Genomic DNA, 19125 nt, shown 5'->3' on the forward strand with positions numbered 1-19125 from the left:
CGCGCGCGACGGCGGTGATGCCCTGCACGAAATCGAAGATGCTCTCCGGCGGGCGACCTTCCTCGGCCAGCACCGTGTCGATGATCTTGCCGGTCTCGGCCTTCGAGAAGCCGCGGCGGCGCAGGAAGTCGGTACGATCCTCGTCGGTGCGCGCCACGATCTGCTCGCGGGCCATCTTGATGCCGTTGACGAAAGGCACGGCTGAGGAATTGGCGAAGTTCGCCAGCGCCGGCGCCGCCTCATGGGCGAAGCGGTTGGCGGCATATTTGGAGTGGCGGATGGTGATCTCCTCGAAATCCTCCACACCCCAGAGATTCCGGTTCTGACAGACCGCCCGCAGATAGAAGCTCGCCATGCCGAGCGTCTTGGCGCCGACCTCGGAATTCCAGCAGTAGAAGCCCCGGAAGTAAAGGTCGGGCGAGCCGTCAGGTAGCCGGCCGGCCTCGATCGGGTTCAGGTCATCGACCAGGAACAGGAAGACGTCACGGTCCGAGGCATAAAGCGTCGTCGTGTCCTTGGTGATGTCGACACGCGGATTGTAGATGCCGGTCGACCAGTCGAGCACGCCGGGCACTTTCCAGCGTGTGTCGCCGGTGCCGTTGCCGGCAATGCGCTGCACAGCCTCGACCAGCTCACAGTCGTAGATGCGGCCATAGTCCGGGCCGGTGACGGCGCGCAGTTCGACACGGCCGTTATCTGCTTCGAGCGTCTTGATCTGCTCGGCCCGATTGGATGTCAGGCCATATTGCAGGTTGATCGCGGCGAGCGGCGCCGGGAGCTGGCGCAGATAGGCGGCCGGCGCCCCGACCAGGCTGGCCAATTGGCCGAAGCTCCAATGGGTCGGGGCGATGGGCGTATCCGTGCCGGGCAGGATCAACGCCAGCCGTTCCGGGTCGCTGCGGTTCGCTTCAACGTGGATGAGCGCGCTCTCCACCACGCGCGTCCGGCTGCGATCGGCGCGGTCGCGAACGGAGTGCGCCAGTTCGGACAACGACAGATACCGCTCATCCGCTGGCCGGGAAAACCATTCCGACTAAACGCGGCCGATCCGCCCGCCGCGGCCGACATCAACCTTATAGCCGCCGGTGTCGCGGCGCGCGTCGAGAACTGAAACCTGGGTCATGGGACCAATCTCCATGACGGGCGCCGGAGACCTCTTCTCCAGCCCTCAACCCGTCACGGAAAATCTCTCCGCACTCTCACTCTCAGGGGGCGTTGCGGGGTCTCCCCGCAGAAGGGGTCGGCCGAGACCATAGGCTCGGTCGCAGGGGAAAGCTTTCCCCTTTTCGGTTCGCGGTGAATATCGGATCGTCTCAACAATTGTCCCGTCTTGAACGACCCTCGTGTCCAGACGTCATCGGCGCTATGAACGACGACATGCACAACGATCATGAGCATCACATGGAACGAAGAGAATATTACAGACCAGCATGGTCGTTGATACTCGACACGATCCGGTCGCGAGGCGCGGCTTGCAGCTTGCTCGTAGGTGCGATGACCGTTGGAGCTTGCACAGCGGAGCCTGAGGCGTCCGTTGCGGACACGTCGTCGCGCTCTGTCGCGCTCGCTACCCCGGCCGTGGAAATGGAGGCTGACCCACCGCCAGCCTTCACCTATTGGGCGCCAGAGGGATCGACGATCCGAAATCATCCGCAGGATCCAAACATATGGATCGCCGAAGGCACGGACGGGTCGAGGACCTACTATTTCGGCGACCAGTGTCGTGCGTCCGAACGTCAGGATTGGGTTGGACAGCCCGTTGAAACCCTGCCCAAGCCGCCCGTTGACGCGGTCTGGCGCATCGGCACCACCACCTCGCCTCAAACGTCAGACCTGCGGCGCGAACGGCTTAATATTTCTGTCGACGAGAAAACCCGTCGGGTCGCTCGCGTGGCCTGCGGCTAGATGGCGGGGCTTGTCAAGATGCGCGAGACGCTCATTACGTTCGTAGCACTGTTGGGTCTGGCCGCCTGCACGACCTCGCCCGAGGCGCCAGCCGCCTCTGCGACGCGTGAGCCCACGCCGCCGTCAAATACCACTTCGGTGGATGCGCCCGTATCCGACCAATGCCGAGCTGCGGAGCGTCAAGGTTGGGTGGGTCGGTCGGTCGACAGTCTGCCTGCGGCTTCGCACGGTGAGAACCGGCGCGTCGTTTGCACGACCTGCGCCCGAACGGAGGACTATAGGTCGGATCGCCTGAACATCGACTTTGATGCGGGTACGCGGCGTGTCGTCAAGGTGAGTTGCGGCTAGCATGGCGGGCAAGCCACCTGATGATACGGCTTCTGACGCCGAACTTCCGGCTGGCGTCGCCATACTGACCATCGAGATCCCGAACACGCCCCCTCCGCCGCTCCTCTCGGAGCGTGAAGCTCTTGACTGTCTGCTGGGCGCGTTGGAGGGCGGGCCGCTCGAACGGGTGTCGCGTGCTTTGGACACATTGGCGTCCCCGGCCGAGTGCCGGACATTCTTCTCAGCCGCTCTGCGACCTGGGGCCGCGGTGAAAGACATTCGGGCGGACTTCCATTTGGCCTGGACGGTTCGAGGGTTTCGACTGCGAGAAGCGCTCGACAACGACGGCCTGTTGCTCGCTGCGCTTCGCGTCCTGCTGCCTGCCTATGAGGGAGAAGGTTTGTGCCTGTTCCGCGGCGAGCAAGCCGGACGGTACGCGGCGGGAAAGCTCGGCTTCGGATGGACGCCCAAGCGGCAGGCGGCGGAAATGTTCGCGAGCGGACTCTGCGCCAGCTACGATGGTGGCGGCGTCCTGCTCGAGGCGACCGCGCCCGCAGAGGCCATCATAGCCGGACCAAGCGCCCACAGCGGATATCTTGGTGAACATGAACACGTCGTCGATCCGTCGCGCCTTACGGATCTACGGCCAGTGGCGTGGTGTCCGCAAAACTGAAACACGCAATGCGATCACATAGGGTTCGCAGGCTCCGGCGGCGCCCCCGCGACGACATCGGTGTTCGGCCAAGATTTCAGCGGAAGTCCCGCGTCTTCACCTTGATCGAGTCGATGTGCAGGTCAGGGATGTAGATGTTGCGGGTACGCATGGCGTTGGGGGCCTTGCCGCGGGGATCTGGCGTCGGCGAGCCGTGATGGAATTCGTCGCCGCGCCCATGCGGCAATGGAAAGGCCGTGTCGCGCTCGCCAACGCTTGCCAACTCGGCGGAGAGATCGGTCAGCCGTGGACGGGTAGCTACGACACCTTTTCGCGAAGCCATGACGATAGGCCTGCGTCGAGAATCATACGGGAGAGCTTCTGCGGTCCAAGGAGAACGACGCCGGCAGGAGCATCCTCTTCCGGGATGTCTCCAGTGTGCCAGACGAAAAACATACGGTCATATGCTTCGGCCTGGCTGAGCCGCGCCGCGTAATCGTGCAGCCCGCCACGGGTGGCTTGAGATTTGACTTGGACGAACGCGCGCTCCGCAGTGCTTGGGAGTATGAGTTCGAGGTCCACAGTCTTCTGCGTGCGACCGACTTGGCTCAAGCGTCGCCAACCGCTGGTCGAGAAGACAAGATCGACAAGAAGCTCGAAGTCCTGCCATGTGAGCAGACGCATGAGGCCAGCGATCGCGACTAACAGCGCTCGCTCGGCTTCTTCGGCAGCCGCTACCTCAGGAGCAAGCTCGTCGTTCAGCCTGCGCAGTACATAGTCGCTGGCGCGAACATCGCAGATAGTTCCCCGAAACATCTGGACCTTCAGTAGTCGGCCCGAGAGCCGATCTGCTGAAAGGACGGTGCCGCCGGCGGTAGTGCTGTGCCATCCGTCTAGTGTGGTGCGGCGATGGCTGCGGTCTTCCAATAACTCGACGTCGCCGCCGGGATGGCACCAATAAAGCAAGCCTCCGACGAAGGTGATGAAGATCGACCGGTCGTCGGCTTCATAGAAAGCCCGAATTTGATTGACGTCACGAGTGGCGGCGCCAGCGTCACCACGAATAGCTTTCATCGCTTCCCATACACCCTGCCATTCACCTTTGGAGCAGAGTTCGTGAGGCGCTTCCCGATAGCCAAACCGTATGACGCCGTCGCGCAGACTTTCGGCCTCCCAGTCTCCGCCTCGACCGAGCTTGATATAGTAGATTTTCGAGGCTGTGATCGGATGGGACTTGGCCGTCATCAGGTTAGGACCCGTCGGCAAGTCGTCTACGCGGGGATGCGTAGCGCCCCGGATGGAAGCAAAAGACAATGTCCTGCTGCGGCTTCAATAGGTGAGTGCCTTCTTGACCGCGGCACGCTCATCCTCCGCATGTTGAGCGTGCAGCTTGCCAGCTTTCCAGCTCCAAACCGTAAAGCCTATTCCGCTCAGCTTGGTGATTTGTCCGGAAGGAGACACCTGGGCTTCTCCTTCCGACACTAGGCGAAGTACGACTTTGGCTGGTTCCCCCAAAGTATCTATTTCAAACAGCTTGCCTAGCGTCGCGTCCGTGAGGAGGTGATCGCCCTTTGTATCGATGGCGACCACGGTTTTGTCGACCCACACCAGGAAGTCCGGCCAGTACGTTGAGGCCGACGCGAGATCTAACAGAGGCAAATAAAAGCCGCTGTTACGCGGATTGCGTGCCCACACTCGCTGCGACTTATCAAGCGCGCGTGCGAAGCGAAGTTCGAGGGGATTTAAGCCAGAATAGCGGCGATGGAGGGATTTGGAGAATGCTACGGCATCTGCTTCGTCGATAAGGACCGGTCCCACCGAGTACGGAGCGTCAAAGTCATTCTGAAAAATGCGAGAGTTCGATATGTAGCAATCGACAACATCTCTCGCGATTGATCGAATATGGTCGGCTGCCGGGCTTGTGAGCTCGACAAGAGCGTCGAACTTTGGAAGCTCGATATCGACGAGATTGATCGGTCCCCCGGCTCTCCTAAGGGCACCGGAATAAAGGCGCTGAAGCTCGCGCCGAAAAATCGCGCGCGCTGTCACGCGATTGCTGTGTTCGACTTCGACCCAGTCATAGGTGGCTTCATTGCCAGTCCCGATCTCTTGCAGAACCAACATGCGACTACCTTGGCCGATGGTGTTCTCACCTCCAGATGAGAAGTTCATCATTTTCGAGATAATCGCCGCGATAGGGTCCTTTGCATTTGCCGACAGAATGCCAACAGTCGGGACTGTGCGCGGCGGCTCCGGCATGAGCTTCTCAAGGATGCGACCTCGCCCGTCCTTCTTTATGCTTAGGCTGATGGCGGGATGCTCATTGAGCAGTTGCGTTCGAACATCATCCAATATCTCGTCAAAAACGCCCCGCTCATCGGAGCGAATGTAGAAGTGCGCGGTATTGAGAATGGGGTTCTGATAGTGCTCGGCTCCGGGTTGTCGCAGGACGCGACCGATCACCTGAGTGATCTGCCGTGCTGAGGCCATCTCCTTGTCAATATATGCGAAGCCGCAGGTGGGATCATCCCAACCTTCTTGCAGGCCGAGGTTGAAGATGACGTGCTCGAAGTTGCCTTCCAGGAAGGTGGTATAGTCGTTGTCTCCGCCAGAAAGCAGACGAAGTGACGGCGGCGGCGGAAACCCTGGCCCAAACTTCAGTTGGCTGTAGATAACGATCTTAGACGGATCAATCCCGGCATTTTCTACGAGGTGGCGCCAAATAAGGATCGGTCGAGCCTGACGATCTGTGAAGGGGCGCTTGACGTCCTCGCTTATAGGGACGCCGTCGACCGTATTTGTGCTGCAGACGTAGATTGCCTTCGGCCTGAAGGGGATGGGAACGGAGGCAGCCGCCTCTTGAGCATCTCCCATGTCAGTCAGCATTGCATCGATAGCCGTTTCCATCGGAGTGACATAGCCGCCAATCGCGATGCGCTCTTTAACCAAACCGGCATCAACAACGGCGCGGCTTGAAACGGCGGTAGTAAAACGCTGCTCATTCCAGCCGCGATCATTCCGAAGGCGGGCAATCGTATTTTCAAGCTGGCCAGGTAGCGCCATAGTCGCGCTTGCTGAGATCAGCGCGTCCGGCGAAAGCTCGAGGAGCCGTCTTGTTTGGAGATCCGAGAGGTTGTGACCTTCGTCGTAGACTACAATCAACGGACGGCGCAGCCCGCCGTGTGTCCGTCGCTTCGCTATGAGGGACCAGAGCGATTCAGAGGCCAAGTCGAGTTGTGCCTGGTAGACGCGCCGGTCTCCTCCCTGACTGTCCTCAACCGCGAATTTGCCGACCGTCGCCACCAACAGAAGCGGCACTGTGTCATCTTCGAGGTCGCTCGGAGCCACCTGCAGAAGCGGCTTCACGTTGAACCCGGGCAGATTGTCAGCGTACTTCCCCGAGGAAAGGTTTGCATACGCCTGAGAAACGACGATCCGGCCTTTAGATATCCAGAGAACGACGGGCTGGATAGGAAGCCGATCGCGAATCTGCGCGATGGCCTCAGCCAAGATCAAGGTCTTTCCGCTACCAGTGATGGACACCAACGTCTGAAGGAATGGAACCGTCGTTTGACGATCTACCATCAAAGGATTTGCGGCGTACTCGGCAAAACGTTCGGCTATCTGGCTAGACGCCTCTTGCTGAAAACTGAAGGCGTCCATCACATTTCCTGCTCAGACGAGTTGTACTCATCATTCTCATCCAAACCGAGGTGCGCGAGGATACGGTCCGGTATCTTCCAGAAGCGCACGTTAGGTGACTGAAATGTCTCGTACCTTGCATAAACGTGGTACGGGGGCTTTACACCCGCTCGCTTCCCCTCCGTCACGACGGTCTTGTAGGTACTGAGGTCGAGAGAGCCGACCGGACCCCCGTTGTCCCAAATCAAAAAATAGCCCTCACCCGCATCGTCGGTCCCGATGAGGTACTGGTAGCCCGCACCATCGAAGAAGCTCAAGCTCGGAGCGCTTCTGCGCTGAGTTTCCCAGTGTGACGTAAGCACGATGTCGATCAACTCGCTTCGCTGCATCGATAGAACCGTGCGCGCGTCGATCGTCTTCGTTAGCAGCCTATATTCGAAGCCGCCGCCGAGCGGTTCTGCTTGGCTTCCATCGGGCCGTTCGCCAGTTATGGCATTGTGCAAACGCTTCCATGTGAGAGTGCGAGCGTACTTATCGCCGTTTTCGGGGGCACCTTGCTCAATCAAGATGAACCGTCGGTCCGCTTCCTGCTCCTGGTTGAGTTCTAGCACTGCATGTGCCGTCGAACCGGAGCCGGCATACGGGTCCATTACGAGACCGGCGGGCGGACACCAGATCTGAATGATCTTCTTTAGCAAGCGCAGTGGCTTGACCGTATCGAAGCCGTGATCCTTCCCAACCACAGCATCGAGTTCACGTTTTGCCAGGTCCGTATGGCCGGACTCGCCATGGGCCCAAGCCACCGCCCCGATCTCGAACGGATCATCGTACTGCTCTTCGTCCCAGAAGGTCGTAGGGACTTTGCCCTCCTTGATCCGATGAAGATGATTCTTTAGCCGAGGCCGAACGTATCCGGGCCGGCGGGCCTTATCGTCGCGGAAGTATAGCTGGGGCCAATTCCCCGCTTCTCGGCGCCGTTGCGCTTGAGTCGCCGCCTTCTTGACGACTGGGTCCTTGGCGGGGTCATAATCTTCAAGCCGTGTCCCCGCACCCTTCAGGACGAGCGCCTTTCCTCGGCCATCCCCAAGGTCTTTTTCGACGTACTCGCTACCCCACTCAGCAAGGAGCTTACGCGCCTCCGCCTTTGTGAAGTTGACCCAATGTGCGCGTGCCTCGGGCAGTTGCCCATCGAATCTGTATTCGCCGTTGGGATAGTGAAGATATCCGGTGACCGGAGACTGAATTGCGTAGGCGGTCTTGTCGCGATGCTGCCGCGCCGTCGGATCGCTGGGAATCCAATCGCCGTCAGGGTCATCGTCCAGATTGCGGACCACCCCACGATCCAAGTCTACGCGGCCAGTTTTGGCTCGTGTGCGATCTTTGGCATAAACGAGGACGTACTCTGTAGTCTTCGAAATCGTCTTGGCGTCGTTCTTGGGAGAGTAGGCCTTCTGCCAATTAATAATTCCGAGCCTATTCTCCTCACCAAACACTTCATCCAGCATCATTCCGAGATGATATAGCTCGTTGTCGTCTATGCAGATCGCAAGAACGCCCGATGGCTTCAGCATCGCCTTCATCACCTGAAGACGAGGCATCATTGCCTTGATCCACTTGGTATGGCGCGACCCATCTTCGCGGCCAACAAGCGTGCCGAGCTCGGGATCGTTAGGATCACTATCCCAGCGATCATTGTACCGGAAATATTGTCCTGTATTATAAGGTGGATCAGTCAGAATAAGGTCGACCTCGCCGCGATACTTATACAACGTCACCATTGCTTGAAGATTTTCGCCTTCAATCAAGAGGTTTTTCGCTTGGTCGATCGCAGGACCGACATGCAGCCGCGGCTCGCGCCGCGTGACTCGAGGACGCACTCGGCGGTAAATTTCCAGAGCTGTCCGCTTTCCATGGAAGCTCAACGCGACACCATGTGAAAGGAGGCCGCGCACGATTCTTTCAAGGTCATCCCTGTCCAGCTTGGCTAGTTCGCTGCCAAGAGCGTCATTCTCAATGTCCACCCATCACTCCAATCACGCATCGAGGCACCCCCCCGACGCCAGCTATGTTCTTATTTAGTTCTCGGCTGTCCGGCAACGTTTGATCCGGTTTAGCGCGTGGTCGGGGACAGCGCTAACGCGATGTCGTGCGGGCCCCAGGATGTCGTTTTCGAGGCCGGGATCGTGCCGAGGGAGCCGAGCGCGGGGGCGATAGCCCGATGTCACCTAATGTTTGCAGGTTGATTATCGGGCGAGAAGGAAGCCTCACAGTCAGTTCAAGCTTGCCTCCGACAGCTTCCACGTAGCTCCGAAGCGTCGAGAGGTACATGTCGGTTTGCTTTTCGAGCTGAGAGACGGACGGCTGCCTTATGTTCAGCGCCGACGCGATGTCCGCTTGAGCCTTGCCTGTAATACGACGAAGTTCGCGCAGGCCATCAACCTCCTGCTTCAACTCGTGATAACGAGCTTCAATCGCTGCCTGCTCGTCAGCCGGCAACGCCGCCACGATTTCAGTCAGGCTACGGCCCATTTCGTTTGCTTTCTTTTGCGGACTTCAGGCTTTCCAGATGCTCGGAAAACCGAAGATCCGCTTTTGCGGTCAGTTTCTTGTAGAAGCGCTTCTGGCTGACGCCAGACTTGTCGCCTGCTACAAGGACGATGGCCTTTCGCTTGGGATCGAAGGCGAAGGCCGCACGCCATTCGCCGTCGCCGCCCTCGAACCGCAGCTCCTTCATATTGGCGTGTTTCGATCCCTTGAGCGTGTCTGCGTGAGGCCGGCTAAGCTGGGGACCGTAGTCGGCCAACAGCTTGGAGACGGCGATCAACGCGACGCGGACATCACGCTCAAAAGTCAGAACCTCCGCCTCGAAGGCTGGGTGGAATTCGACCTCCCATTCCATATAGGTTGGAACCTATATTCGGTCAATGGGCAGGACGCGCGGTGCGGCGGGCGACGCCGTCGTTGCGCGCCGGCAGCTCTCGGCCCACGCGTCGAGATCATCGACCGCATAGCGCACCCATTTTCCGAACTTATGGAAAACCGGTCCGCCACCCAGCGAGCGGTAGCATTCGAGCGTATGCGCTTCGAGGGCGAGATAGCGGGCGGCCGCGTCGGTATCGACGAAGCGGATCGGTCCCGCATCATCGACGAACCTGGCCCGGCGCAGGATGTCACGCGTAGGCCAGCGGCGTTGCGGATTGGCGTCCTTACGCATGGCTCGCCTCCTTTTCCTCATCGCGCTTGGTGCCGGGAGGGACGGCGCGGTTTTCCCCGGAGCGATGGCGGAACGGCCGATAGTTTCCGAGCTTGGTGCGTGAGGCATACTGGCCGTCCTCATAGCCAAGGGGCTTGCCGGTCGCGGTCAGGGCCGGCTCGATTGCTTCGACGTCGGGCGCGACTGAGGGCACGTCTACTATCGGCGTCGCAACGGGGTTGGGAGTCGGGCTCGCCGGCAGGCCGCCGAGCAGAGCTTGTCGGCGCTGGTTCACTGCTTCCGCCGCAGCGCGTACCGGATCGTCCTCGGTGTGGACGTATTTCATGAACATCGTCACCGTCTTGTGGGCGGTGAGTGCCATGCCGACCTTCACCGGAATGCCCGAGTTGGCGATGTCGGTCGCCGAGCGGTGGCGGATGCCGTGCGTCCCGATATGCGGCAGCCCGGCGCGTTCCAGGATGCGCCGCCAGCCCTGATAGTAGGTGTGCTTGGACATCGGCAGATTGGGATCGAAGACAGACGGGCAGACGAATGGCGATTCCTCAAGCAGCGGCGCGGTCTCGAAGAGCCGCTGCGCTTCGGCGCTCATCGGCTTGGACATGCCGCCGGTCTTGCTGTCGGGCCAAACCACGCGCCGGTTGTCGTAATCGACCCACGACCATTCGAGCTGGAGGATCTCCGACATGCGCGCGGCGAATTCGAACTGGAGCCGGATCGCGAGGAGAATGAACGGATGCTCAAGCCCCTCCGCCTCGGCGCGCGCGAGATAAGCAAAGAGTTTCTTCATCTCGCTGTCCGTGATCAGCCGGGTCTTTCCCCGTTCGGGGAATTTGGGAACGTGGCGGCACGGATTCGAACCGTCAGGGCGCATGCCCCAGACCTCGGCCATGTTGAACATCTTCCGCACGGCCGCGAGGACTCGGTTCGCATTCGTTGGCTTCTTCGCCATCTTCTTCATCAGGTTCGAGATGTCGGCGCGCGTGACGTCGGGCACCTTCAGTTGGCCGAGCACCGGGATGATGTAGCGCTTGCCGTAGCCGCGGTTCGAATGGACTGTGGACGGCTTATTGCGGCTCTCCGAGTAGTCGGTGATGAAGCGGTCGAAGAGTTCCTTGACCGTAGGCGCCTGCCGCGCCGTGGCCCGCTCGGCACTGGGATCAACGCCGCGGCGAACCTCGGCCAGCCAGTCCTGGGCGATTCCGCGGGCTTGCTCGACGGTGATCTCGCCGTAGCGGCCGATAGCGGGCTTTCTGCGCTGCCCGTTGTTCGCGACGTAGGCGACCATGAAAATCTTGCGGCCAGCCGGGGTGATCTTGACAAGGAACCCGGGTATCGTCGTATCCCGGAGTTCGTAATCACGCTCCTGCGGGGTTGCGGCGTCGACAGCGGTCTTTGTGAGCTTGATTTTGGGCATTCCTAACCTCCGTTGAGGTCGGATTTCAGGTGCAGAATAGGTGCACCTAGAAAGCCAACCGTAGCGTACGTCCGGCTAGGTATGTGTGTTCTGGGAACCGAAAAAAGCTAGTGCTGACAATCGGTTATCGGGAAAACGGATACTGCCGGATACACAAAGGATAGGGCATATCCGGTCTCTCAAAATCCGCCGTCCTCGCGGATATGTCGGTTCGAGTCCGACCGCCCGCACCATTTGCGCGGGACCGCTTTTCATCCGCTTCCGGTGGAAATGCACTCTCCAGAGCGGGGCGCCGGGATTGGATGCCGCGCCTCCTCTGCCTCGCCTTGCGGCCTCGCCTGTGCTAGGCGCCGCCCCGAGAGGGACCCACGGCCGGGACATGGACAATTTCATTCGCGAAGTCGACGAGGAGTATCGCCGGGAGCGGCTCGCGCAGATCTGGAAGCGTTTCGGCGCCGCGATCGTCGCCCTCGCCCTGCTGATGGTCGGGGGCGTCGGCGGCTGGCGCTACTGGCAGCATAGGGAACTGGCACGGCAGGAGGCCGCCGGCGCTCGCTTCGCCGAGGCGGTGCAGCTCTCGACCGACGGCAAGGGTGAGGAATCCGAGGCTGTTCTGAAATCCCTCGTCGGCGACGGGCCGGAGGGCTACCGGCTGATCTCGCGCTTCCGCCTCGCGGGCGAGCTCGGCAAGACCGGCACCGGCGAGGAAGGGGCCAAGGCTTTCGACGCCCTCGCCGCCGATGCCTCCCTCGAGGCTGTCCTGCGCGATCTCGCGAAGCTGCGCGCGGCCGCGATCCGGCTCGATTCGGACAGCGAGGCGGCGACGCGGGAACTCGAGCCTATCGCCTCGCCCTCGAACCCCATGCGGCACACGGCACGCGAACTGCTCGGCCTCGCGGCGCTGAAGCGCGGCGATTTCGAGGGCGCGAGCCGCTGGTTCGACCAGATCGCTCAGGATCGCGCCACCCCGCAGAACCTGCGCGGGCGACTCGAGATCTATACCGCGCTCGCCGCGGGCGGTCCCGTCCAGGTCACGCAGTAGCTGTCCATGGCGGTCGTCGCGATCGTCGGCCGGCCGAATGTCGGCAAGTCGACCCTGTTCAACCGGCTGGTCGGGCAGAAGCTCGCGCTGGTCGACGACCGGCCGGGCGTCACGCGCGACCGGCGCGAGGGCGAGGCCCGGCTCGGCGACCTCTCCTTCCGCATCATCGACACCGCCGGCCTCGAGGAGGCCGAGGCGGGCTCGCTTTCCGAACGCATGCGCCGGCAGACCGAGGCCGCGATCGAGGAAGCCGATGCCGTCCTCTTCCTGATCGATGCGCGGGCGGGCGTGATCCCCGACGACCGCACCTTCGCGGAACTGGTGCGGCGCGCGGACCGTCCCGTCGTGCTGGTCGCCAACAAGGCGGAGGGGAAGGGCGGCCTCTCGGGCGCCTATGACGCCTTCTCGCTCGGCCTCGGCGATCCGGTGCCGCTCTCGGCCGAGCACGGCGAGGGGCTCGGCGATCTCTACGACGCGCTGGAGCCGATCCTCGGCGGGGAGGAAAGCGACGGGGAGAGAGCTGGCAAGGCCCTGAAGGTCGCGATCGTCGGCCGGCCGAATGCGGGCAAGTCGACGCTCGTCAACCGCATGGTCGGCTCGGACCGTCTCCTCACCGGCCCCGAGGCCGGCATCACGCGCGACACGATCTCGCTCGAATGGCGCTGGCGCGACAAACCCATCCGCCTCTTCGACACGGCCGGGCTGCGCAAGCGCGCGCGGGTCGAGGACAAGCTGGAGAAGCTTTCGGTCGCCGATGCCTTGCGCGCGATCCGCTTCGCCGAGGTCGTGGTGGTGCTGCTGGATGCGACCATTCCCTTCGAGAAGCAGGATCTCTCGATCGTCGACCTGATCGAGAGCGAGGGCCGCGCGCTCGTGATCGGCCTCAACAAATGGGATCTCGTGGCCGACCAGCCGGGCCTGCTCAAGACCTTGCGCGAGGAGGCGACGCGTCTCCTGCCGCAGGTGCGCGGGGTGCCGGTCGTGCCGCTCTCGGGGCTTGCGGGGCAGGGGATCGACGCCCTGATGGGCGCGGTTGTGGCGGCGGCGGAGGTGTGGAGCCGGCGCGTCTCGACGGCCCGGATCAACGACTGGCTGGCCGAGGCTCTCGCCGCCCATGCGCCCCCGGCCGTCTCGGGGCGGCGGATCAAGATCCGCTACATGACGCAGGTGAAGAGCCGCCCTCCCCATTTCGCGCTTTTCGGCAACCAGCTCGATGCCCTGCCCAAGGCTTACACGCGCTATCTCGTGAACGGGCTGCGCGAGGCGTTCGACCTGCCCGGCGTGCCGATCCGCCTCTCGCTGCGGTCGGGCCCGAACCCCTTCGACAGGAAGAAGCGCTGAGGGGAGGGCCTCAGGCCGCTCCCGCCAGTTCCCGGCAGGCTTCGTCGATCTCGTCTTCCCTCACCTCGGCGAAAGCGGCGGAGATCTTGTAGGCGCGTGGCTGCTCGCCTGCCCGCATCAGCAGGATCACGGTCTCGACCCCCGGGCAGCCGGGGTCGTGGCAGACGATCTCGCTGATCGTGATCGCGTCGTCCTCGCCGAGCGCCAGCTTCTCCGAGAGGCGCGCCTTGAGGGCGGCGCGCCGGCCGGCCTCCTCGGCCGGGCGCTTGCAAAGGCCCCGGAAGCCGGCAAGCAGGCTCATGCGGCCTGCCTGCGCCACAGGGGAAACGGATCGGGCAGGTTGCGATAGGCGTCCGGGTCGAAGCGGGGCGTCGTCACCGAGCCGACGAGGCAGGAATCGAGCGCCGCCCGGAGGCCGGCCTCGTCGAGATTCGTGCCGATGAAGACGAGTTCCTGCCGCCGGTCGCCCCAGGTCGGGCTCCAGTGCCGCGAGATCAGCCGCTGCCATTCCGGGTGGTCGGGCCAGCGCGATTTCGGCACCGCCGCCCACCAGGTCCCCATGGGCGCGACGCGGCGGATCGCGCCGGCAATGGACAACTCGCCCACCCAGTCGGGCCGCGTCGCGAGCCAGAAATGACCCTTCGCGCGGATGAGGCCGGGCCAGGTCCGGTTGAAGACCTCGTCGAGCTTCGCCGGATGGAAGGGTCGTCGGGCGCGGTAGACGAAGCTGCCGATCCCGTATTCCTCGGTTTCCGGGGTGTGCTCGTGGGGCGCGTAGAGTTCCTTGTACCAGAGAGGATGGCGCTGGGCCTTCTCCTCGTCGAAGAGCCCGGTCTCGAGGACCGCGTCGAGCGGCACGCGGCCGAAATCGGCCTCGATGATCCGCGCATCGGCGTTCAGCCCGCGCACGACCTTGCGGCAGAGATCGCGCTGGTCCCCGGTGACGTCGCTCGCCTTGTTGATCACGACGACGTCGGCGAATTCGATCTGCTCGACGAGAAGGTCGACGATGGTGCGCTCGTCCTCCTCCCCCGCCGTCTCGCCGCGCTCGTGCAGGAAGTCGTGCGAGCCGTAGTCGCGCAGGAGATTCATCGCGTCGACGACGGTGACCATCGTATCGAGCCGGGCGACGTCGGAGAGCGAGCGTCCGTTCTCGTCGCGGAACGAGAAGGTCGATGCGACGGGAAGGGGCTCGGCGATCCCCGTTCCCTCGATCAGGAGATAGTCGTAGCGACCCTCGGCCGCGAGGCGGCCGACCTCTTCGAGAAGGTCGTCGCGCAGGGTGCAGCAGATGCAGCCATTGGTCATCTCGACCAGCTTCTCGTCCGTGCGGGAGAGGTCGGCTCCTCCCTCGCGCACGAGATCGGCATCGATATTCACCTCGCTCATGTCGTTGACGATGACTGCGACGCGGCGCCCCTCGCGGTTGTTGAGGATGTGGTTGAGAAGCGTCGTCTTGCCGGCTCCGAGAAAGCCGGACAGGACGGTGACGGGAAGACGGTCGGGCATGCGGGGCTCTGGCTTGAGACGAATTGTTATATTATAACGTATCTATCGTGGCTGCAAAGCCGGCTTGCCCTGGCGAGGTGACGCATCCCGCGCGGTTGTTCCGGCGGCGTTCAGGAATAATCTGCGGGGATCGCTGTTTCTTGAAGGGAGATTCGAGATGTCCCTTGTTCGACTGACCCTGGCCGCCGGGCTCGCCCTCGGCCTCTGCTCGCCGGTCTATGCCCTGACGGCGCAGCAGGAGAAGATGAAGACTTGCAATACCGACGCCACGGCGAAGAGCCTCAAGGGCGCCGACCGCAAGACCTTCCTGTCCGAATGCCTGAAAGCGGATAGCGCGACGGCTGAAAAGGCCCTGACGGCGCAGCAGGAGAAGATGAAAACCTGCAACGCCGACGCGACGGCCAAGAGCCTGAAGGGCAAGGAGCGCCGCACCTTCATGAGCACTTGCCTGAAGGGAAGCTGACGAGCCTCTCCGCCGCGGCTTCGGAGGTCACTTCCCCGGCATATGCATCACCTTGCCGCCCGGCAGGACGATGTCGCCGGGGTTCTGGCCCGCGCCGCAATCGCCGAGGCGCGTCGTCGTGATGGTTGTCTCCTGCGTCAGGGGCTTCGGCATGCCCGGAATCCCCTTGATGGTCGTCGTCATGGCGAGCTTGACGGAGGTGTCGAAGTCGCCGCTGATCAGGCCCTTCCCCTCGGCGGTGATGCCGCCGACCGTGCAGACGGTTTCGATCTCGTAGCCGGCCTCGACCTTGCGGATCTCGCGCTTCGAGCAGGTGGCGCCCGGCGCTGTCGTCGATTCGGCGAGCTTGTCGGTCTTCTCGTCGATGCATTGCCGCACCTTCGTCCCCTTGGGCAGGGCAGCCCCGGCGATGGTGGATTCCCAGAGCCCAGGCTTGCGGGACGGAAGCGTATCGGCCGCGCAGGGCAGGGCCGACACGGCGAGGGGCGCGAGACAAAGGACGAAGGCGGCAGGTCTCATGAAGGCTCCGGCTTCCGGAGCATGCTGCGGAAAAGTGGACCCTGGTTTTCCGGAAACAGCATGCTCGAACAAAAAGATAGATCCGGCAATGTCGCTGTCCGGTGGGACTGAAATGTGACCCGTCGGCGACGGGTTCAGCTCGGCCGGTGGAACTCCAACACCTTGTCCTGCGGGAAGTCGTAGAGCTTTCCCGTCTCGCTCCAGGCGGGGGAGGCGAGGCGGACGATGTGGGGCGCGAGGTCCTCGGGCGTCTTCAGCGTCATCGGATCCTCGCCCGGCATGGCGGAGGCGCGCATGCGCGTGCGCAGCGGGCCCGGATTGACCAGCATCACGCGGACGGGGGTGGTCACGGTCTCGGCGGCATAGGTCCGGGCCAGCATCTCGACGGCGGCCTTCGAGATGGCATAGAGGCCCCAATAGGCGCGCCCGTTATGCGCCGCCCCGGAGGAGGTGACGATCACCCGTCCCGCATCCGAGGCCCGCAGCAGCGGGTCGAGCGAGCGCAGGAGGCGCCAATTGGCCGTCACGTTCACGGCCATGACGTCGTCCCAGCTCTTCTGGTCGTAATGGCCGAGGGGGGCGAGGCCGCCCAAGAGGCCCGCATTGGCGAAGAGGATGTCAAGCCTGCCCCAGCGCTCGTAGAGCGCGCCGCCGAGCCGGTCGAGCGCGTCGAAATCCTTGATGTCGAGCGGCACCAGCGTCGCCGAGCCGCCGATCTCGCGGATCGCGTCGTCCAGTTCCTCGAGCGCGCCCTGGGTGCGGGCGAGGGCGACGATATGGGCGCCGGCCGCGGCGAGCGCCAGGGCCGCGGCGCGTCCGATGCCTCGGGACGCGCCCGTCACGACCGCGATGCGGCCGTCGAGTTCTGCCATGATAGGTCTAGCCGGCTTCTGCGAGGAGCGAGATCTGCTTGGAGGCCTCGCCCATGTGGTCGGTGATAGGCGTCGGATATTCGCCGGTGAAGTAATGGTCGGTGAACTGGGGCATGGCGTCGTTGCGGCCGGGCTGGCCGAGCGCGCGATAGAGCCCGTCGATCGACAGGAAGGCGAGGCTGTCGACGCCGAGATAGGCCGTGATCTCCGGCACCGACATGCGGGCGGCGATCAGCTTGTCCTGCGAGGGCATGTCGATGCCGTAGTAATCGGCATATTTGATCGGCGGGCAGGCGATGCGGAAATGGATCTCGGCCGCACCCCCCTCGCGCATCATGGCCACGATCTTGCGCGACGTCGTGCCGCGCACGATCGAATCGTCCACGAGCACGATGCGGCGTCCCGCGATGACGGCCTTGTTGGCCGAGTGCTTCATGCGCACGCCGAGCTCGCGGCCCGTCTGGCTCGGCTGGATGAAGGTGCGTCCGACGTAATGGTTGCGGATGATGCCGAGTTCATAAGGAATCTGCGAGGCTTGGCTGAAGCCGATCGCGGCGGGGACGCCGGAATCGGGCACCGGCACCACGACATCGGCCTCGACCGGGCTTTCGGCCGCGAGGGTGGCGCCGATCTTCTTGCGCACCTCGTAGACGTTGTAGCCGCCGAGGATCGAATCGGGCCGCGAGAAATAGACGTATTCGAAGAGGCAGGGGCGGGCGCGGAGCGCCGGGAAGGGCCGCGTGCTCTCGACGCCGTCCGGCCCGATGACCACGACCTCGCCGTTGGCGATCTCGCGCACGAAGCGCGCGCCGATGATGTCCAGCGCGCAGGTCTCGGAGGTCAGGATGGGGCAGCCGTCGAGATCGCCGAGGACGAGGGGGCGGATGCCGAGCGGGTCGCGCGCGCCGATCATCCGCTCGTTGGTCATGCCGACGAAGGCATAGGCGCCCTCGACCTGCGAGAGCGCGTCCGTGAAGCGGTCGAGGAAACGCCCGCGGCGCGAGCGGGCGACGAGGTGGAGGATGACCTCCGTGTCCGAGGTCGCCTGGAAGATGGCGCCGTCCCCGATCAGCCGGCGGCGCAGGGTGAGGCCGTTGGAGAGGTTGCCGTTGTGGCAGACCGCGAAGCCGCCCGTCTCGAGTTCCGCGAAGAGCGGCTGCACGTTGCGCAGGATCGTCTCGCCGGTGGTCGAGTAGCGCGTATGGCCGATCGCGGCGCGGCCGGGCAGGCGCTCGATCGTCGAAGCCTTGGAGAAGGTGTCGCCGACGAGGCCGAGCCGGCGTTCGGAATGGAAGCGCCGGCCATCGAAAGAGACGATGCCCGCCGCCTCCTGGCCGCGATGCTGGAGGGCGTGCAGCCCGAGCGCGGTGATGGCGGCGGCATCGGGATGGCCCCAGATGCCGAAGACGCCGCATTCCTCGCGCAGATGATCCCAGTCCCGGTCGTCGTCCGGCGAATCCCAGGCGGGGTGAAGCTGCGATCCTGCCGTCATCAGCCGGGTCCCCTCTCGCATTGAGCCCGCAATTTAGGCCGTCGCAGGACGATTTTCTACCTTCTCGCGCGCCTTCCTGCGCAATCCGGGGATGCCGTGAGGGCTCAGCCGCGATTCGGGGTGGCGGGAGCCGGCGCCGGCTCGGGCGATTCCGCCCCCTCCTGGCCCTGCTGCTTGTTGCGCTTGAACTGGGCAAGCACGCCGTCCGGGTCAGGCAGCATCGCGATCAGCGTCGCCGCGGAGCTTTCGAGCGCTGGGCGCGAGCGCGCATTGGCCGCCCATTCGGGCATCTTGCCCTGGACCAGCCAGGCCAGCCCCGCCCAGCCGATGACGCAGATCAGGAAGCCGCGCGCGGCGCCGAATAGGAAGCCGAGCGTGCGGTCGAGGGCGCCGATGCGCGAATCGAGGATGAAGTCCGACAGCTTCACGGTGACGAGCGAAACGACGAGAAGAACCACCACGAACACGCTGCCGATGGCGACGGCGAGTGCGATATTCGGGTTCGTGATATGCTCCTTGATGCGCACCAGCACGAGCGGATGGAGCACCCAGGCGGCCGCGGCGGCCGTGCCCCAGGCGACGATGGCGAGAACCTCGCGCGTCAGGCCGCGCACGGCCGCGAGCAGCGCGGAGATCAGGATGACCACGATCACCACGAGGTCGAGGATGGAAACGGGCAACGAGGCCGTCATGAAGGATCGTCCGCCTGGATTTTTCGCTGGATGCGCCCGGG

The 19125-nt window shown here is 63.3% G+C and carries 18 protein-coding genes and 1 pseudogene; 4 read left to right on the forward strand and 15 right to left on the reverse strand.

Annotated features, from left to right (window positions below; translation table 11 throughout):
• Positions 1 to 1123 (reverse strand): annotated as a pseudogene (locus PKD06_RS05340) (DUF932 domain-containing protein); the annotation flags it as partial.
• Positions 1124 to 2254: 1131 nt separating this feature from the next.
• Between PKD06_RS05340 and PKD06_RS05345 the strand changes: the two are divergent.
• Positions 2255 to 2905: a hypothetical protein gene (locus tag PKD06_RS05345; RefSeq protein WP_324378336.1), complete on the forward strand. Its 651-nt coding sequence runs from the start codon at positions 2255 to 2257 to the stop codon at positions 2903 to 2905.
• Positions 2906 to 2981: 76 nt separating this feature from the next.
• On the opposite strand, the gene PKD06_RS05350 is transcribed toward PKD06_RS05345, so the two are convergent.
• The 8 genes from PKD06_RS05350 to PKD06_RS05385 all read right to left on the reverse strand — a co-directional run bounded on the left by PKD06_RS05350 (position 2982) and on the right by PKD06_RS05385 (position 11154).
• The gene (locus PKD06_RS05350) at positions 2982 to 3227 is read right to left on the reverse strand and encodes a DNA polymerase (protein ID WP_324378338.1); all 246 of its coding nucleotides are present in this window, start codon (positions 3225 to 3227) and stop codon (positions 2982 to 2984) included.
• The gene (locus PKD06_RS05355; RefSeq protein ID WP_324378340.1) at positions 3203 to 4129 is read right to left on the reverse strand and encodes a hypothetical protein; all 927 of its coding nucleotides are present in this window, start codon (positions 4127 to 4129) and stop codon (positions 3203 to 3205) included. The genes PKD06_RS05350 and PKD06_RS05355 overlap by 25 nt, the downstream gene beginning before the upstream one ends.
• 84 nt (positions 4130 to 4213) lie before the next feature.
• A complete protein-coding gene (locus PKD06_RS05360; RefSeq protein WP_324378342.1) occupies positions 4214 to 6547 on the reverse strand; it encodes a DEAD/DEAH box helicase family protein in 2334 nt (777 codons plus the stop codon).
• Positions 6547 to 8547: a site-specific DNA-methyltransferase gene (locus PKD06_RS05365; RefSeq protein ID WP_324378344.1), complete on the reverse strand. Its 2001-nt coding sequence runs from the start codon at positions 8545 to 8547 to the stop codon at positions 6547 to 6549. Before PKD06_RS05365 ends, PKD06_RS05360 begins: the two co-directional genes overlap by 1 nt.
• A gap of 112 nt (positions 8548 to 8659) precedes the next feature.
• Positions 8660 to 9055 carry an XRE family transcriptional regulator gene (locus PKD06_RS05370; RefSeq protein ID WP_324378346.1) on the reverse strand — a complete coding sequence of 132 codons (396 nt, stop codon included), beginning with the start codon at positions 9053 to 9055 and terminating at the stop codon, positions 8660 to 8662.
• Entirely contained in the window at positions 9045 to 9425 is a 381-nt protein-coding gene (locus PKD06_RS05375; RefSeq protein WP_324378348.1) for a type II toxin-antitoxin system RelE/ParE family toxin, read from the reverse strand. Before PKD06_RS05375 ends, PKD06_RS05370 begins: the two co-directional genes overlap by 11 nt.
• Positions 9426 to 9437: 12 nt before the next feature.
• Positions 9438 to 9740 (reverse strand): DNA-binding protein, encoded by a 303-nt coding sequence (locus PKD06_RS05380; RefSeq protein ID WP_324378350.1) that lies wholly within the window; start codon positions 9738 to 9740, stop codon positions 9438 to 9440.
• Positions 9733 to 11154, reverse strand: a complete 1422-nt coding sequence (locus PKD06_RS05385) for a tyrosine-type recombinase/integrase (RefSeq protein ID WP_324378352.1) — start codon at positions 11152 to 11154, stop codon at positions 9733 to 9735. Before PKD06_RS05385 ends, PKD06_RS05380 begins: the two co-directional genes overlap by 8 nt.
• Before the next feature lie 379 nt (positions 11155 to 11533).
• Between PKD06_RS05385 and PKD06_RS05390 the strand changes: the two genes are divergently transcribed.
• On the forward strand, positions 11534 to 12196 hold the full coding sequence (locus PKD06_RS05390; RefSeq protein ID WP_324378354.1) for a tetratricopeptide repeat protein: 663 nt from the start codon (positions 11534 to 11536) through the stop codon (positions 12194 to 12196).
• Positions 12197 to 13537 carry a ribosome biogenesis GTPase Der gene (gene der / locus PKD06_RS05395; protein ID WP_324378437.1) on the forward strand — a complete coding sequence of 447 codons (1341 nt, stop codon included), beginning with the start codon at positions 12197 to 12199 and terminating at the stop codon, positions 13535 to 13537.
• Positions 13538 to 13547: 10 nt separating this feature from the next.
• On the opposite strand, the gene PKD06_RS05400 is transcribed toward der, so the two are convergent.
• Together PKD06_RS05400 and zigA are read right to left on the reverse strand one after the other, a co-directional pair.
• Positions 13548 to 13838, reverse strand: a complete 291-nt coding sequence (locus PKD06_RS05400; RefSeq protein WP_324378356.1) for a hypothetical protein — start codon at positions 13836 to 13838, stop codon at positions 13548 to 13550.
• Positions 13835 to 15046: a zinc metallochaperone GTPase ZigA gene (gene zigA, locus PKD06_RS05405; RefSeq protein WP_324378358.1), complete on the reverse strand. Its 1212-nt coding sequence runs from the start codon at positions 15044 to 15046 to the stop codon at positions 13835 to 13837. Before zigA ends, PKD06_RS05400 begins: the two co-directional genes overlap by 4 nt.
• Before the next feature lie 157 nt (positions 15047 to 15203).
• Between zigA and PKD06_RS05410 the strand changes: the two genes are divergently transcribed.
• Positions 15204 to 15509: a PsiF family protein gene (locus PKD06_RS05410; protein ID WP_324378360.1), complete on the forward strand. Its 306-nt coding sequence runs from the start codon at positions 15204 to 15206 to the stop codon at positions 15507 to 15509.
• A 27-nt stretch (positions 15510 to 15536) separates the two neighbouring features.
• Here the strand turns inward: PKD06_RS05410 and PKD06_RS05415 are convergent, their stop codons facing one another.
• The 4 genes from PKD06_RS05415 to PKD06_RS05430 form a co-directional block, all read right to left on the reverse strand.
• Positions 15537 to 16028, reverse strand: a complete 492-nt coding sequence (locus tag PKD06_RS05415; protein WP_324378362.1) for a DUF3617 family protein — start codon at positions 16026 to 16028, stop codon at positions 15537 to 15539.
• A 134-nt stretch (positions 16029 to 16162) separates the two neighbouring features.
• The gene (locus PKD06_RS05420) at positions 16163 to 16900 is read right to left on the reverse strand and encodes an SDR family NAD(P)-dependent oxidoreductase (RefSeq protein WP_324378364.1); all 738 of its coding nucleotides are present in this window, start codon (positions 16898 to 16900) and stop codon (positions 16163 to 16165) included.
• A gap of 7 nt (positions 16901 to 16907) precedes the next feature.
• Positions 16908 to 18392 (reverse strand): amidophosphoribosyltransferase, encoded by a 1485-nt coding sequence (purF, locus tag PKD06_RS05425; protein ID WP_324378366.1) that lies wholly within the window; start codon positions 18390 to 18392, stop codon positions 16908 to 16910.
• Between the two features lie 104 nt (positions 18393 to 18496).
• Entirely contained in the window at positions 18497 to 19072 is a 576-nt protein-coding gene (locus PKD06_RS05430; RefSeq protein WP_324378439.1) for a CvpA family protein, read from the reverse strand.
• Positions 19073 to 19125: the final 53 nt, after the last annotated feature.

Origin of the sequence: Enterovirga sp. (assembly GCF_035325185.1) — a bacterium.
GTDB lineage: Bacteria > Pseudomonadota > Alphaproteobacteria > Rhizobiales > Beijerinckiaceae > Enterovirga.